The following is a 13,969-nucleotide window of genomic DNA, read 5'->3' as shown; positions in this document are numbered from 1 at the left end:
TTTTTACTGATAGCCGCTATCCTACTAGTTCAAGTTAACTTTAAGTCAAGGGCAAGAATGGATATCAGTGAAGTTGCAAAGAAGTCTGGTTTACCCGCATCCACGCTTAGATATTATGAAGAAAAAGGACTGATCCGATCGATTGGTCGACAAGGGCTCAAACGTGTTTTCCCCCCTTCAATACTTGAACGCCTAGCGCTTATTACACTAGGCAGAAACGCAGGCTTTTCGTTAGATGAAATAGCGGACATGTTTACCCCCGAGGGTAAAGCGGATATTGATAGGGTGAAGTTACAATCCAAAGCGGATGAATTAAATGAAACCATTAAGCATTTAACTGCAATGCGAGATGGCCTCTATCACGCTGCCAAATGCCCAGCGCCAAGCCATTTTGAATGTCCGACATTTCAAAAGCTGTTAAAACGCGCGGCAAAAGCGAGGCCCGAGAAATAATAGGCATAAACAGGGCACTATGCTAATGCTCAATCATCAAGTCAGGACCGTGGTCACGTAAATAACGCCGAGCCATTTTATGGTCGTGGCCATAGTGCTTTGTTACCAAGCGCCAAAATGCGCTATTGTGTGCCATGACGTGAAAATGGCAAAGTTCGTGCACTACCACATAATCGATTACCCACTTAGGCGCACCAATCAAAAACGTATTAAACGCAAGCACGCCTTTAGATGAAAAACTGCCCCAGCGGCTTTTATAAACTCGTATCTTTAGCGTATCAAAGCGAGCTTGAATATCAGGTTGATAGCGCGCAATAACCATGTCTACATAGTCATTTAGCGTTTCGCTTAACAGCGCAACTAATTCACGCCATTCATTTTTGACAGCCTTAAGTAAAACCCTTTTGTTGTCAAAATCAATTACAGAGGTCGTGCTTTCGCCCCTTTGAATGGTAAAGGTCTCGCCGAAGACTTGCACAATTCCTGTTTCCAGTGGCCGAGGGCTCTCAGGTATGATTTTTAGAGCAAGCTTTGATTTTATCCAATCGGATTTGCTTTCCACCCAAGTATGTAACCAGCGCTCGCAAATTTGCTCTGGCGCATACACAAACACTTGGCCTGCTTTTATTTTTATCGCAACGCTCTTACGCTTTCGGCTTTTCTTTAATTGATATTGCAAGGTAACAAATTCTTAGTCACTAAAGCATGCATTATAGTATGAGCAACTTGTCAGAGTCACTGCAAACGCCATGCAAGATAATGAATTAGACCAACGATGGCAATAAACTCATCAATAGTGTGGTTTCTAACACTTTATAAATTAGAAAGATTTTTTCGTTAAATCACCGTATTTATTATTTTTGCTGCTACGCTTAATGAAAAAGGCATTTTGATTTAGGCAAGCTATGGCTGATAAACCCATTTGCCAATATGTGTCACCTGAGGGAAAAAAATGCAGTGAAATCGATATGGGCTCAGGTTACTGCTTTTGGCATGACAATAAATTCGATAAAGGTGGCTTGGAGCTAAGCCAGAAGCTTGAACGCTACGCCAAGCGCGGTGGTTTGCTGCAAGGCTTAGAGTTGAAGCGGGCCAATTTAGAAGGGCTCAATCTTGTTAACTTTGAAAATCATCATGGCTATGATCTATCTTATAGCAACTTTTATCGTGCCAATTTGAAAGGGGCGCACCTGTTTAATAATACCATTAAGCATGCGTCGCTAATGAAGGCCGACTTGAGAGAAGCAAGTCTGCACTGCTGTAATTTAGAAAGCACCAATTTGCTCGGTATAAAGCTTGAAAACACCCGTATTGATAATATGGAACTCGGCGAGCAATTACTACAAGAGCAGCAAGCTTTTGAGGCTCGTAGAAACCGAGCCAAAGAGGACGCGGAAGACTTGTTCTTACAGTCGGAAGAGATCTATCGTTTACTACGTAAAGGTGCGGAAAACCAAGGACTATTTGAAATGGTTGGGCGCTTTACATACAAAGAACTGCGCATGCGACATGCCCAGTATCCACGATTTTCAAAACGTCACCTAATTTCCAGCTTTGTCGACTTATTATGTGGGTATGGAGAAAAACCGGAAAATGTCATTCGCTTCAGTTTAGGTATGATAATTACCTGTGCATTTTGCTATTTTCTATTTGGTGTTTCGTTTCAAGATCAGATAATGCAACTGGACTTAGACAACAGTGTATCTGAAAACGTAATGGCGCTGCTGAACAGCTTTTATTTTAGTGTTGTTACTTTCACAACCTTGGGTTATGGGGATATTACGCCTGTGGGGATCTCACGGCTGATCGCAGCGGTAGAGGCTTTTACCGGCAGCTTTTCATTAGCGCTATTTGTGGTGGTATTTGTGAAGCAAATGACGAGGTGATACTCATCTCGTCATTTTTAATCCGCGATTTCTGATTTCAGTTGTTCTAAAAAATCCAGCATATATTGGGTGCGAGCTTGAGCCTGCTCTCGGGCTGCGGTGGTATGCATGTTATCTTTAATATGCAGCAGCTTAATGAAGAAATGATCTAAGGTATATTTGGTATCGTCAGCTTTTCTATGCTCACAAAAAGGGTCTTCTACATTGTAAAGATTACGCGCTATCGCCCCACCTACTTTCATACAGCGGCTAACACCTATCGCCCCTAACGCATCCATTCTGTCCGCATCTTGGACAATTTTGGCTTCTAATGTCGTGGGTGTGACACCAGCGCTAAAGCTGTGTGCAACAATGGCGTGGTGAATAGCCTCAAGTTTATCCGTGTCGTACTTCAACTCTGTTAGGAAGGCAACCGCCTTATCTGCAGCTAATTTAGACGCCAGCGGCCTATCTGGATGATTTTTTGCTACGGCAACACAATCATGTAACCAAGCGGCAGGGATCACTACAGCAGGATCCGCCCCCTCAGCTTCGCAAAGTGACTTTGCGACTTTAACTACACGCTTGATATGAGACAAATCATGGGCGGTATCTGCACATGGAGTCGACAGCATAAACTCTTCACATGCTTTTTCTAATTCATGCATTTTTAACGTCATTAAGCTCAACTTTTATTAATATCCGATAAATAAGCCCACACAAATTTGGCGTGAAAGGCATTACTGATTGTATGTTGCCACACCCTTCACTAAAATGGCAGCTATCAGGAAAGATTAGAGAAAATATATGACTTGCGCGCTATATCTGCAACCAGGCAGAGAAAAATCCCTTAACAGAAAACACCCTTGGGTTTTCTCAAAAGCTATTAAAAAAGTAAAAGGTAAGCCAGCCCTTGGCGATACCGTCAAGATTTACAGCAATGAGGGTAAATACCTCGCGACAGCCGCTTACAGCCCAGACTCTCAGATCAGAGCCAGAATTTGGACATTTGATGAATCACAACATATCGACCAAGCGTTCTTTGAGCTAAAACTCGCACGAGCACTAGCGGCCAGAGAATATGTTATCGCTGAAGGTGGTTTAACTGGCTTTAGATTGTGTGCCGCAGAGTCAGATGGTCTGCCAGGAGTAACAATTGACAAGTTTGATAACTACTTGGTTTGTCAGTTGCTAAGCGCTGGTGCCGAGCGCCACAAGGGTGAAATAGTAATGGCATTGCAATCACTATTTCCTGATTGTCATGTTTACGAGCGCTCAGATGTTGATGTACGCAAAAAAGAAGGCCTTGATAAAATTACCGGACCGCTTGCTGGCGACGCGCCAACCGCACCTGTCCTTATTAGCGAAAATGGTTTAAAGATTGAAGTCGATATCATCGGCGGCCATAAAACTGGCTTTTATCTAGATCAACGCAACAGCCGAGCCGCGTTAGAACGCTTTGTAAAAGACAAGGAAGTGCTTAACTGCTTCTGCTACACCGGTACATTTGGCCTTTATGCACTGCGCGGTGGCTGTAGTAAAGTAATCAACGTTGACGTATCGCAGCCAGCACTCGACACAGCTAAACGCAATGTAGAACATAATGAACTAGACTTATCGAAAGCTGAGTTTGTTAAGCAAGACGTGTTCAAACTACTTAGACAATATCGTGATGAGGGCCGTCAATTCGATACTATCGTGATGGATCCACCAAAGTTTGCAGAAAGTAAGGCGCAGCTTAACGGTGCTTGTCGTGGCTATAAAGATATCAATATGATTGCCATGCAGATATTAAAGCCTGGTGGCACGTTACTCACCTTCTCGTGTTCTGGCCTTATGGAACAAAACCTGTTTCAGAAAGTCGTTGCAGACGCTGCGCTCGATGCCGGTAAGGAATTGTTGATCATGGAAAGGCTAAATCAAGCAGCCGACCACCCTATTGCGGGCAATTATCCAGAAGGCTTTTACCTGAAAGGCCTTATTTGTAAGGTCTATTGATTTAACAATTTTTTAAGGTGGTATAGAAGAACACTTCAATACCACCTTTATAGCTTAGTTAATCTAATTAAACTTGGTGATTTCAAGCCCTACAACCCACTGCTCATCCTGCTCTTGACTACAGCGGATCACGGTTGCATGAGCACTAAGTGGCTGGATCATATCGCCACTGGAATCAATGAAAATGTCAACGGTTGAATTTGCTTCGATTGGGTCGCTCACTGTCACCGACAATCCTGTAGCGCTTAAATCGTGACAAACTCCTTGATGCACTTTACCCGACTCAAGCTCGGTTAATTTTGCTACTGCATCCACCGACATACGCATAAAACGGCGTTTATCTTCATTGATCATATAATGCTCCTACACCATTGATTTTATTTTTTCTAATAGCGATTGCATTGAGAATGGCTTAACCACATAAGCATCACAGCCTGCATCGAATCCCGCTTTTTGTTCTTTTTCGGACTCTAAACCAGATACCATTAATACCGGAATATCCTTCGTCTCTGGTGTATTTTTCAACATTCGACAGGTGTCGTAACCGTCAAGACCCGGCATACACACATCAAGCAAAATAGCATCTGGAGGATCAGCAATTGCATTAGACAAGCAACTCGTACCCGAGTTTGCATAGCTCAGCTCAAACGCCCCTGACAGTGCCATTTCAAGCATTTCATAGTTAAAATACTCGTCGTCAACCACTAGCAGATGCGGTGCATTTTTCCTTTTCTCTCGTGTGGACATATTCAATGCCGCTTCCTTCTCACAATCCAAAACTTTACTTCCTCATATAATAAAGTAACTGTCGTACTCTAAAATGCAAGTTTATATTTCGCACTCTTTTATCGAATTCAGAACGCGTTTAGCCGAAATCGGATAAGCCGTTCCTAATGTTTGAGAAAACAAAGACACGCGAAGTTCCTGTTGCATCCAAAAAATATCTATAAGCGACTCTGGTACAGGTAATCCAGAAGGGATTTTTGCCAACTTGTCTTGATAGGCCGCAGCAACTTTTTCCAATTCTAGTACACACAGCCTATCTCTGTTTGGATCTACCGCAAGTTTTTCAAGCCTTTTCTCAATCGCTTTCATGTAGCGCAAAATATCAGAGATTTTGTCAGCACCATGAGCGGTGACAAAGCCTTTAAAGATAAGACCGGATAACTGAGATTTTATGTCGCCATGCGCGGTGATCATCGTGAGATCCACTCTGCCTTTCATGCGTTTGTTAATACTGTGAGCAATGCTAAGCACCGCCTCAACTTGCTTCGCAATTTCAACTACGGTGTCACCTAGCTCAGCTCGAATGTGCTCTTTGGCTTTTTCAAACGCAATGTCATCTCTGATCTCGCCAAATGCACGCAGCAGCTTATCAACCCCAGCTTGCGTACAGTCATCAACTAAATCATGCACTTTACCAAAGGGGTTAAAGTACAATCCTAACTTAGCCTTATTTGGTAAGTGCTGTTGCAGGTATTTAACGGGCGAAGGAACATTGAGTAGCACAAGACGGCGCAATCCTGCTTGATGCGCCGCTTGGGCTTTTATTTCGTTATCAAACAGTTCTATAGCCGCACTTTGTTTTTTATCGACTAATGCTGGGAAAGCCTTAATCTCATAATTTCCCTGCTTTTTAGTATATTGTTCTGGTAGCTCGCCAAAATCCCACTGCTGAATATCCGTTTGCTCGATCCCTTGCTCTGCCACTTGCGAAAGCGTCTCGGTCACTTGCCCTTGCAACTTTGCTTTAAGTGCCAATAAATCAAAGCCATGGGCTATCACCTTACCTTTGTCATCAACTACCTGAAATTGCATTTTTAAGTGCGGCTCAAGTGAACTAACATCCCAATCTGACTCGGTGACTTTGACACCTGTCATTCTGAGTAAACGGTTGGCCACCGCTTCTATAAATGAGCCTTGCATTACCTCAACGGCGGCAAGCACAGCATCGGCATAATTTGGTGCTGGCACAAAATTACGTCTTAAGGTCTTCGGCAGTGACTTAATAAGCCCACAAACCAGCTCATGTCTGAGCGCAGGAATATGCCAATCAAAACCTTCATCTTGAACTTGGTTTAATAGTGCCAGAGGAATATTGACCACCACGCCGTCTAGTGCTTGGCCTGGATCAAAGTGATAACTGAGAGGCAAGATCAAATTCCCTTGCTGCCACGTATCTGGGTAATGAGTATCCGTGATATGTTCGGCGTCACGTTTCATTAACAGATCGCGCGTCATATGCAAAAAGCGTTTGTCTTTTTGCTTTTGTGAACGCCACCATTTACTAAACGCAGCACGATTATTTACGTCTTGTGGAATTCGATCGTTATAAAACGCAACCACATCTTCTTCGTCGACTAGGATATCGCGACGCCTTGCTTTATCTTCAAGCGCTTGCACTTCTTCAACCAATTTTTGGTTTGCGCTTAAAAAACCTTCGCTCTGGCCTAGTTGACCATTTGCCAACGCTTCACGAATAAATATCTCTCGGCTAACCACAGGATCAATATCGCTATACACCGTGCGCTTGCGGCCAACGATGATCAAGCCGTATAAGGTTTGCTGTTCAAATGCGACAACCGCTCCAGCCTTTTTCTCCCAATGCGGTTCGCTATAGCTGCTATTAACTAAATGCTTAGCGAGCGGCGCAATCCAATTTACATCGATTTTGGCATTAACCCGAGCATAAAGTTTACTGGTTTCCACAAGCTCAGCAGACATCAACCACTTAGGGCTTTTCTTAAATAGTGTTGAACCGGGGAAAATATGAAATTGGCTGTTACGTGCGCCTTTAAACACTTGTTTTTGCTTTTCGTCTTTCACACCAATATGGCTAAGCATACCGCTTAGCAATGATTGATGGACAGCTTCATCGCTTGCAGGACTGCTATTTATTTTAAAGCCGAGCTCCTCACACACCGTAGTCAGCTGGTAAACAATATCTTGCCATTCACGTACGCGCATGTAGGCCAAAAAGTCTTTTTGGCATTGCTTTCGAAACTGGTTACGCGTCAGTGCTTGCTGCTGCGCTTCGATGTAATTCCATAGATTTAGATATGCAACAAAATCAGAGTGTTCGCACTCAAAGCGATTGTGTTTTTCGTCAGCTGCTGCACGTTTATCTTGAGGACGCTCTCTTGGGTCTTGAATAGACAGTGCCGCGGTGATCACTATCGCTTCCCAAAGCGCGTTGTTTTGTGCCCCTGACATCACCATCTTGGCAAGCCTTGGGTCTATGGGTAAGCGACTTAGTTTACGACCTGATTCTGTGAGCTTGGCTTTTTCTCTGCGCTGAGCAGGAACTATCGCCTCCAGCTCTTCAAGTAACGACATACCATCTTTGATATTACGGCTATCAGGTGCTTGTACAAAAGGGAATTGACTTATATCACCAAGTCCAAGTGCGAGCATTTGCAAAATAACCGAAGCTAAATTGGTTCTTAGAATTTCAGGATCGGTAAACTCAGGACGCCCTAAAAAGTCGTCTTCAGAATATAAACGAATACAAATACCGGATGCCACACGGCCACATCGACCTTTACGCTGGTTTGCACTGGCTTGTGATACCGCTTCAATCGGTAAGCGTTGTACTTTGGTTCGATAACTGTAGCGGCTTATTCTCGCAGTACCCGGGTCGATAACATAGCGAATACCTGGTACGGTCAATGACGTTTCTGCAACGTTTGTAGACAATACGATGCGCCGTTGGCTATGGGGCGCAAAAATGCGATTTTGTTCGGCATTAGACAGGCGCGCATACAAAGGTAAAATCTCAACGCCTTTTAAATTGCGTTTTGCCAGCGCGTCAGCGGTGTCACGAATTTCACGCTCACCGTTCATAAATACCAAAATATCCCCAGGTCCTTCGGCACAAAGCTCATCAACCGCATCAAAAATGCCCTGCAATTGGTCATTTTCTGCTTCGCCATTTTGTGAGTCAACATCTTCAACTGGACGATATCTCACTTCTACTGGATAAGTTCGTCCTGACACCTCAATAATAGGTGCGTCACTAAAATGTTTGGAAAAACGCTCAGGATCAATGGTTGCTGAGGTGATAATCACTTTAAGATCTGGACGCTTCGGCAACAGCTGCTTTAAATAACCCAGAATAAAATCAATATTCAGGCTACGCTCGTGCGCTTCATCAATGATGATTGTGTCGTACTGGTTGAGGAATCTGTCTTGTTGAATCTCTGAGAGCAAAATACCGTCGGTCATCAGTTTTACGTATGTATTGTCAGAGACTTGATCTGAGAAGCGAATTTTAAATCCAACTTCTTGCCCCATCTCGCAGCCAATTTCCTCTGCAATACGGGTAGATACGCTTCTTGCCGCTAGTCTTCTTGGTTGTGTATGACCAATATAGCCATCCACGCCTCGACCTAACTCTAAACAAATTTTAGGCAGCTGCGTGGTCTTCCCCGAGCCCGTTTCACCGGCAACAATAACCACTTGGTTATTCGCAATGGCTGCTTTTATGTCGTCTTTTTTCTGGCTGACGGGTAGTTGCTCAGGATACTCTACTGCTGGAATATTGGCACTTCTTGTTACCTTTAATTCTTGGCTTTTTGCAATCGCAGCCGCTACTTTTGCGACTACCTGCTTTTGCTTTTCTTGATCGGTAATTTTTTTCGCACCATGGAGGCGCTTTTTGAGGATGAAGTGATCCTTTTTAAGACATGAATTTAGCTCTTTGAACAGCGAGTCAACCTGCACTACACGACACCTTGTGATTACATAAAACGCCGTGTAGTTTATCAAATCAGATTAGACGAACCCAACTAAATTTGGTTAGGAATTGAGATTTTTGCTGTTATTCTCAAGGCAACACCTCATGGGTTAACTTAACAGCTCGTAAATTTCATCGCTTTATACGTAGCGGTGACCAGAGACATAAGCATCATGTAAATGCTTATCCAACGCTAATAACACGTTTGCACGACTGATAACCCCAAGTAAGCGCCCTTCATCGTCAACTACCGGGTACACTTTGGGCTTATTGCAAATCATCAAATCTGCCATTTGCACTATGCTGTCTTCGCGTTTTACACACAGAGGCTCTTTTGTCATCACATCGGACACCACGCTATGAGACTCATTTTGATAGGTCGCCTCTAACATTTTTTTAAGACAATCTTGCTCAGATAAAAACCCAATAACCCGCCTTGCTTCATCTATAACCGGCCCGCCCGACTGGCCGCTTTGTAGCAGCTTCTCTACCGCTGATTCTACGCGCATGTCCTGTTTGAATGTTACGGGGCGATGATTTAAGTAGTCTGCGACTTTTATTGATTGCATTGCTCATCTCCATTAAAAACGCCAGCTATCATGATAATAATAGCTGGCGTTTGAAGAACTTGCTTAGTCTCAACGAAATATTGTTTTACTCGCTATAAATACCAACATAGGTAGGTGTTGTTGACGACTTGCTCGCACGATACATTCCCGCGGTATTAAATGGCATGCTAATATTTCCTTTAGGGTCAACTATGATCACCCCTCCCGTGCCACCAATTGGATAAAGCGTATCAAAAATCACTTCTTTCCCCGCTTTTTCAATCGACTTGTTTTGATAAGCGACACGAGCACAAATATCAGCTGCGACATTATATCGAATAAAATACTCGCCATGTCCCGTTGCTGAAACAGCACAAGAGCGGTTATCCGCAAATGTGCCCGCACCAATCACCGGTGAGTCACCTATCCGTCCGAAGCGTTTCGCCGTCATCCCACCAGTTGACGTTCCGGCCGCTAAATTCCCCTGCTTATCGAGTGCGACAGCCCCCACAGTTCCCATCTTATATTGGCTCTCTAATTGTTGGTGTGCCGCCTGATAGTCTTTGGTCGCCGCTTCTTTCATCTGCAATCGCTTTTTCGCCTTTAAGAGTGATTGATAGCGAGCATCGGTGTCAAAATAGCTGTTTTCCACTAACGTAAAACCGCGTTTCTTAGCAAAGTCTTCCGCACCTTCACCACTTAGCATGACATGTACTGAGTGCTGCATCACTTCTTTTGCCAGATCGATTGGGTTTTTAATGTGCTTCACCCCCGCCACAGCGCCCGCTTGGCGATTACGACCATCCATGATTGACGCATCTAGCTCATGCCCTTCATCATAAGTGTACACGGCCCCCTGACCAGCATTAAAAAAAGGCGAGTCTTCAAGAATGTTAATGGCTGCCGTTACCGCATCAAGGCTTTCTCCACCTTGTTCTAGTACCTTATAGCCCGCTTCAACGGCTTCTTTTAATTTAGCTTTGTATTGTTTTTCTTTTTCTGGTGTGAAGTTACTGCGCTCAATCGTACCAGCTCCCCCATGAATAGCGATCGCAAATGGGGGCGCTTTCTCGTCAGCGACAGCAGCTGTCGCCGACAAGGCTAATAACGCTACTAGCAAAGAGATTTTTTTCATTTTTATACCTTGGTTCGTTGTTAAACTTCAGCATGAGGTGAATTTTAGAACGATGCAAGCTTTCGCGTTAAAATTGTCAAGCTAACTGATTTACAGTGTGGTTGAAAGAAACTCATGAGCTGCACGGCATAAAAGTAAATTTGAATATTTTTCAATCAATTTATGATTGTTATTTCGACCACAAAATGGAAACATATTTATTACTTTGAAATAACTCAAAGTAATAAAATAACGAAATTCGACAGGAATCGATATGAAAAACATTCTAAAAATTGCAGCTTTTAGCACACTACTGCTTGGTACTGCTCAGGCCGCTTCTACTCAAGAGCAAATTAAAGTTATTGATTACAACACTTTTTATGACACCCAAGTAAACAATGTTGACTGCGGTGGCTACTGGGATGAGCGACGTGTGTGGGTATGTGACTACCGTACAGAGCTCGTTGATGTGAGTTATAAGACTTGCCACTACAAATTAATGTACGGTGAACCTTACGGTCCCTACACTTTATGGGAAACTAAAACCGTACTCGCGACACAAAGCTGCCCCGGAGGTTGGACTATTCCTCATCCGATCCCAAACTATCAGGTGCCTGGAGGAAGCTACTTTCATCAACATGATACTTTTTCAACCCAACAAGAAGAACGCCGAGTAGCGTATAACTGCCGTTGGGAAACACGCTCGGTCTGGATCCCTCGTGGCGGATCATACTGTCCTATTCCAAACGCTAAGTAATACTAATTTGTCTTAATACTTGCTCAATTTGAAGGAGCAAATTGGTGTAGCACTTATAAAATAGCATGCACAAAAAAAGCGCTTCCTCTGGAAGCGCTTTTATCGAATCATTCTATATCTAAAAGCGATTAGCTCGCTTCGCGCTGTGCCTTCATGCGAGCAAGGCGCGCTACTTGATGTGTAGAAGTTAAGAATGCGAAGATCGGTGCTAAATAGCCACGTTTACGTAGCTCTAGGAAATCTTCGTCACCTAATTCGTTTAGCTTACGCTCATCCACAAGGTAGATACCGTTGATGTCTTTTTTCTCACCACGGATTTCTACCGTTAGCGTTTGTTGAACTAGAAGCTCTTTGTCAGCAAGATACTGAGTAAACGCTTCAGTTACGCGAGCAAACTCAACATAGCTTACCAACGCTTCTTTACGACGACCTAGGTATTCAGTTTCTTTACCGTCTTCGAAAAGCGCATTGCCTTCTTCTTCACCAACTAGCGGGCTTGCTTCGTCAATCACAATACCAAACTGATCTTGCTCTGGGTGCTTAACCAAACCAAATGGGTAACGTGCAGCGGCCATTGGCACAAAGCTGCCAGTCCACTTATCACCATCAACAAATAGGTTTTCACCAGGCTGAAGACCAAACATAGCAACCGCTTGGAATTGACCTGACTCAGTGTTTTTAACAAACGCCATTGGGAATTCTGTCGCTACACGCGCAAACTCATGCGCTACTACAGGCATTAAGTGCTGAGTTTTAAGGAAATCAACGTTCACGCCATTTTTTACTTTGATATTCGCGTGCTTTTCGTTGTGTAAAGGCTGCACTTGTTGTTCCGCCATAATACTGCTCCATTATTTTACGTATTTGTTACTTTATTTATTGCCCCTAAGGCTAGCGGTTTTCGGGGCAAATTGGAAGTTAAATATTTATTTAAGCATTACAGATCTTTCATACATTTGAATTGTCTGCTTTATCATTACGATGACATATATTGCTTCAATTGTTTAAGCCACTCTCCATGATCTAAAAGAGCTCCTTTAGCTCGCCTTAGTTGCTCATTGTTCTTATCTAATAATTTAAGCCCAATATCAAACTCTGCTTGAGACGTCGTTTGCGGGTGAGTGTTAAATTTCATTCCATACAGAACATATAAAAAGTTCTTTTCATTAAATAGCTCAAAGCGACTCCAAAAATCCATTTGTTGGGGCGAACGTAGCCTAAATTTTGCAAGCTTCCGCTCTAGAGAGTCTGAGAGCTTTACCTCGCTTCGATACTCTACCCAAAAGTCACTATCAACCCTGTCAGAAAGGATATAATGCAACTGGATGAAATCGATTGTACTTTCCCATGCGCAGTTCACTGCATCATTATAGTGGTCACTGAATACCGATATCTCAGCTCTAGAAAGTGGGAAATTCTTCGACAAGAATTCCGCAGAAAAGTCTGTTAGTAAAATAGATGTTGCTTCCAAAGGCTCGACAAACCCCTGCGCTAGTCCTAGCGCTACACAATTTTTACTCCAGCTTTGATTCCTATAGCCCACTCTCATTTCTATTTTTCTAGGATTCACAGAGTCAACATTCAGCATTCTTGCATACGTTTCTAAAGCCTCTTTATGTGACATATATTTAGACGCATAAACAAAACCAGTTCCAGTACGGGAAGTAAGGGGGATTTCCCACATCCAGCCAGCTTTATGTGCGGTTGCCGTTGTGTAAGGATTCAAGCTGCTTGGATCATCTCTTTCTATCTGCTGTACTAGCGCTGTATCTACCAACAACTGCTCACTTTTATCCTGAAAACTGTCATTAGAAACTGAGCTTATTAGCTTCGCTGAAAAACCAGTACAATCTACGTAAAAGTCAAAATGCAGTATGTCTCCATTTGTCATGCAAAGAGATTCAATATGTCCTGTTTGATCTAGTTTAGATTCATCAACTGTTCCATTTAAAACTCTGACATTAAATCTATCTAGGGCATTACGTTTGAGCAATTTTGCGAATTTTGCTGCATCGAAATGATATGCGTATGGTAGCACACCTTGATAGTTGCCATCGGTTTTTAGTTTAGGTGCAAGCCCCGATTCACAGACCCTTGATTGTATCCCAACGTAATCAAACGGTATTTTTTTCCCTAAATTTAACCATATATTAGTTATATCCAGTCCTTCAGGATATGGCGCTTCAAATGGGTGATAATAAAAGTTATGTGCTCCATGAACTTTTTCATCAAGCCACGAAACAAATCTTATCCCCTGCTTGAAGGTAGCATCACAGCTCCCCAAAAGCTCCGCTTCAGAAATACCAAATTTTTTTAGGCTTTTAACTATGTAAGGAACTGTACCTTCTCCAACACCAATACTTGGTATATCTAAAGATTCAATTACTGTAATCTCGACATTGCTATTTGAAGAAAGCGCTAAGCCGAGATGATTAGCTGCTAGCCAACCAGCTGTGCCCCCACCAACAATTGCGATCTTGGTTATATTCATCTCGCCCT

13 protein-coding genes are annotated in these 13,969 nt (G+C 43.1%); 4 read left to right on the top strand and 9 right to left on the bottom strand.

What is annotated here, in order from left to right:
* Positions 1 to 57 precede the first annotated feature (57 nt).
* The gene (locus PNC201_RS06765; RefSeq protein WP_102056580.1) at positions 58 to 453 is read left to right on the top strand and encodes a helix-turn-helix domain-containing protein; all 396 of its coding nucleotides are present in this window, start codon (positions 58 to 60) and stop codon (positions 451 to 453) included.
* 22 nt (positions 454 to 475) lie between these two features.
* On the opposite strand, the gene PNC201_RS06760 is transcribed toward PNC201_RS06765, so the two are convergent.
* Positions 476 to 1,132, bottom strand: a complete 657-nt coding sequence (locus PNC201_RS06760) for a M48 family metallopeptidase (protein ID WP_102056579.1) — start codon at positions 1,130 to 1,132, stop codon at positions 476 to 478.
* A 226-nt stretch (positions 1,133 to 1,358) separates the two neighbouring features.
* Here PNC201_RS06760 and PNC201_RS06755 point away from each other — a divergent pair, with 226 nt between their 5' ends.
* Positions 1,359 to 2,339 (top strand): ion channel, encoded by a 981-nt coding sequence (locus PNC201_RS06755; protein ID WP_010606522.1) that lies wholly within the window; start codon positions 1,359 to 1,361, stop codon positions 2,337 to 2,339.
* 17 nt (positions 2,340 to 2,356) lie between these two features.
* On the opposite strand, the gene PNC201_RS06750 is transcribed toward PNC201_RS06755, so the two are convergent.
* Entirely contained in the window at positions 2,357 to 2,998 is a 642-nt protein-coding gene (locus PNC201_RS06750) for an HD domain-containing protein (RefSeq protein ID WP_045989065.1), read from the bottom strand.
* Positions 2,999 to 3,125: 127 nt separating this feature from the next.
* Between PNC201_RS06750 and PNC201_RS06745 the strand changes: the two genes are divergently transcribed.
* Complete coding sequence (locus PNC201_RS06745) at positions 3,126 to 4,316, top strand: class I SAM-dependent methyltransferase (RefSeq protein WP_102056578.1); 1,191 nt, start codon at positions 3,126 to 3,128, stop codon at positions 4,314 to 4,316.
* A 63-nt stretch (positions 4,317 to 4,379) separates the two neighbouring features.
* Here PNC201_RS06745 and PNC201_RS06740 read toward each other — a convergent pair whose 3' ends face one another.
* The 5 genes from PNC201_RS06740 to PNC201_RS06720 form a co-directional block, all read right to left on the bottom strand.
* The gene (locus PNC201_RS06740) at positions 4,380 to 4,670 is read right to left on the bottom strand and encodes a PilZ domain-containing protein (protein WP_088530903.1); all 291 of its coding nucleotides are present in this window, start codon (positions 4,668 to 4,670) and stop codon (positions 4,380 to 4,382) included.
* 9 nt (positions 4,671 to 4,679) lie between these two features.
* On the bottom strand, positions 4,680 to 5,063 hold the full coding sequence (locus tag PNC201_RS06735; protein ID WP_010606518.1) for a response regulator: 384 nt from the start codon (positions 5,061 to 5,063) through the stop codon (positions 4,680 to 4,682).
* Between the two features lie 81 nt (positions 5,064 to 5,144).
* Positions 5,145 to 9,038, bottom strand: coding sequence for an ATP-dependent RNA helicase HrpA (gene hrpA, locus PNC201_RS06730; RefSeq protein WP_102056577.1), 3,894 nt, complete (start codon positions 9,036 to 9,038; stop codon positions 5,145 to 5,147).
* Between the two features lie 153 nt (positions 9,039 to 9,191).
* A complete protein-coding gene (locus PNC201_RS06725) occupies positions 9,192 to 9,620 on the bottom strand; it encodes a CBS domain-containing protein (RefSeq protein ID WP_010375537.1) in 429 nt (142 codons plus the stop codon).
* 85 nt (positions 9,621 to 9,705) lie between these two features.
* A complete protein-coding gene (locus PNC201_RS06720; protein WP_102056576.1) occupies positions 9,706 to 10,734 on the bottom strand; it encodes an isoaspartyl peptidase/L-asparaginase family protein in 1,029 nt (342 codons plus the stop codon).
* 253 nt (positions 10,735 to 10,987) lie between these two features.
* On the opposite strand from PNC201_RS06720, the gene PNC201_RS06715 reads away from it, so the two are divergent.
* Positions 10,988 to 11,470, top strand: coding sequence for a hypothetical protein (locus PNC201_RS06715; protein ID WP_102056575.1), 483 nt, complete (start codon positions 10,988 to 10,990; stop codon positions 11,468 to 11,470).
* Between the two features lie 128 nt (positions 11,471 to 11,598).
* Here PNC201_RS06715 and PNC201_RS06710 read toward each other — a convergent pair whose 3' ends face one another.
* Both PNC201_RS06710 and PNC201_RS06705 read right to left on the bottom strand, forming a co-directional pair.
* Positions 11,599 to 12,309: a SapC family protein gene (locus PNC201_RS06710; RefSeq protein ID WP_010375531.1), complete on the bottom strand. Its 711-nt coding sequence runs from the start codon at positions 12,307 to 12,309 to the stop codon at positions 11,599 to 11,601.
* 137 nt (positions 12,310 to 12,446) lie between these two features.
* Positions 12,447 to 13,961: a tryptophan halogenase family protein gene (locus tag PNC201_RS06705; RefSeq protein ID WP_102056574.1), complete on the bottom strand. Its 1,515-nt coding sequence runs from the start codon at positions 13,959 to 13,961 to the stop codon at positions 12,447 to 12,449.
* Positions 13,962 to 13,969 lie beyond the last annotated feature (8 nt).

Origin of the sequence: Pseudoalteromonas sp. NC201 (assembly GCF_002850255.1) — a bacterium.
GTDB lineage: Bacteria > Pseudomonadota > Gammaproteobacteria > Enterobacterales > Alteromonadaceae > Pseudoalteromonas.
The sequence above is the reverse complement of the archived record's forward strand: the minus strand, read 5'-3'. Positions and strand labels throughout refer to the sequence as shown.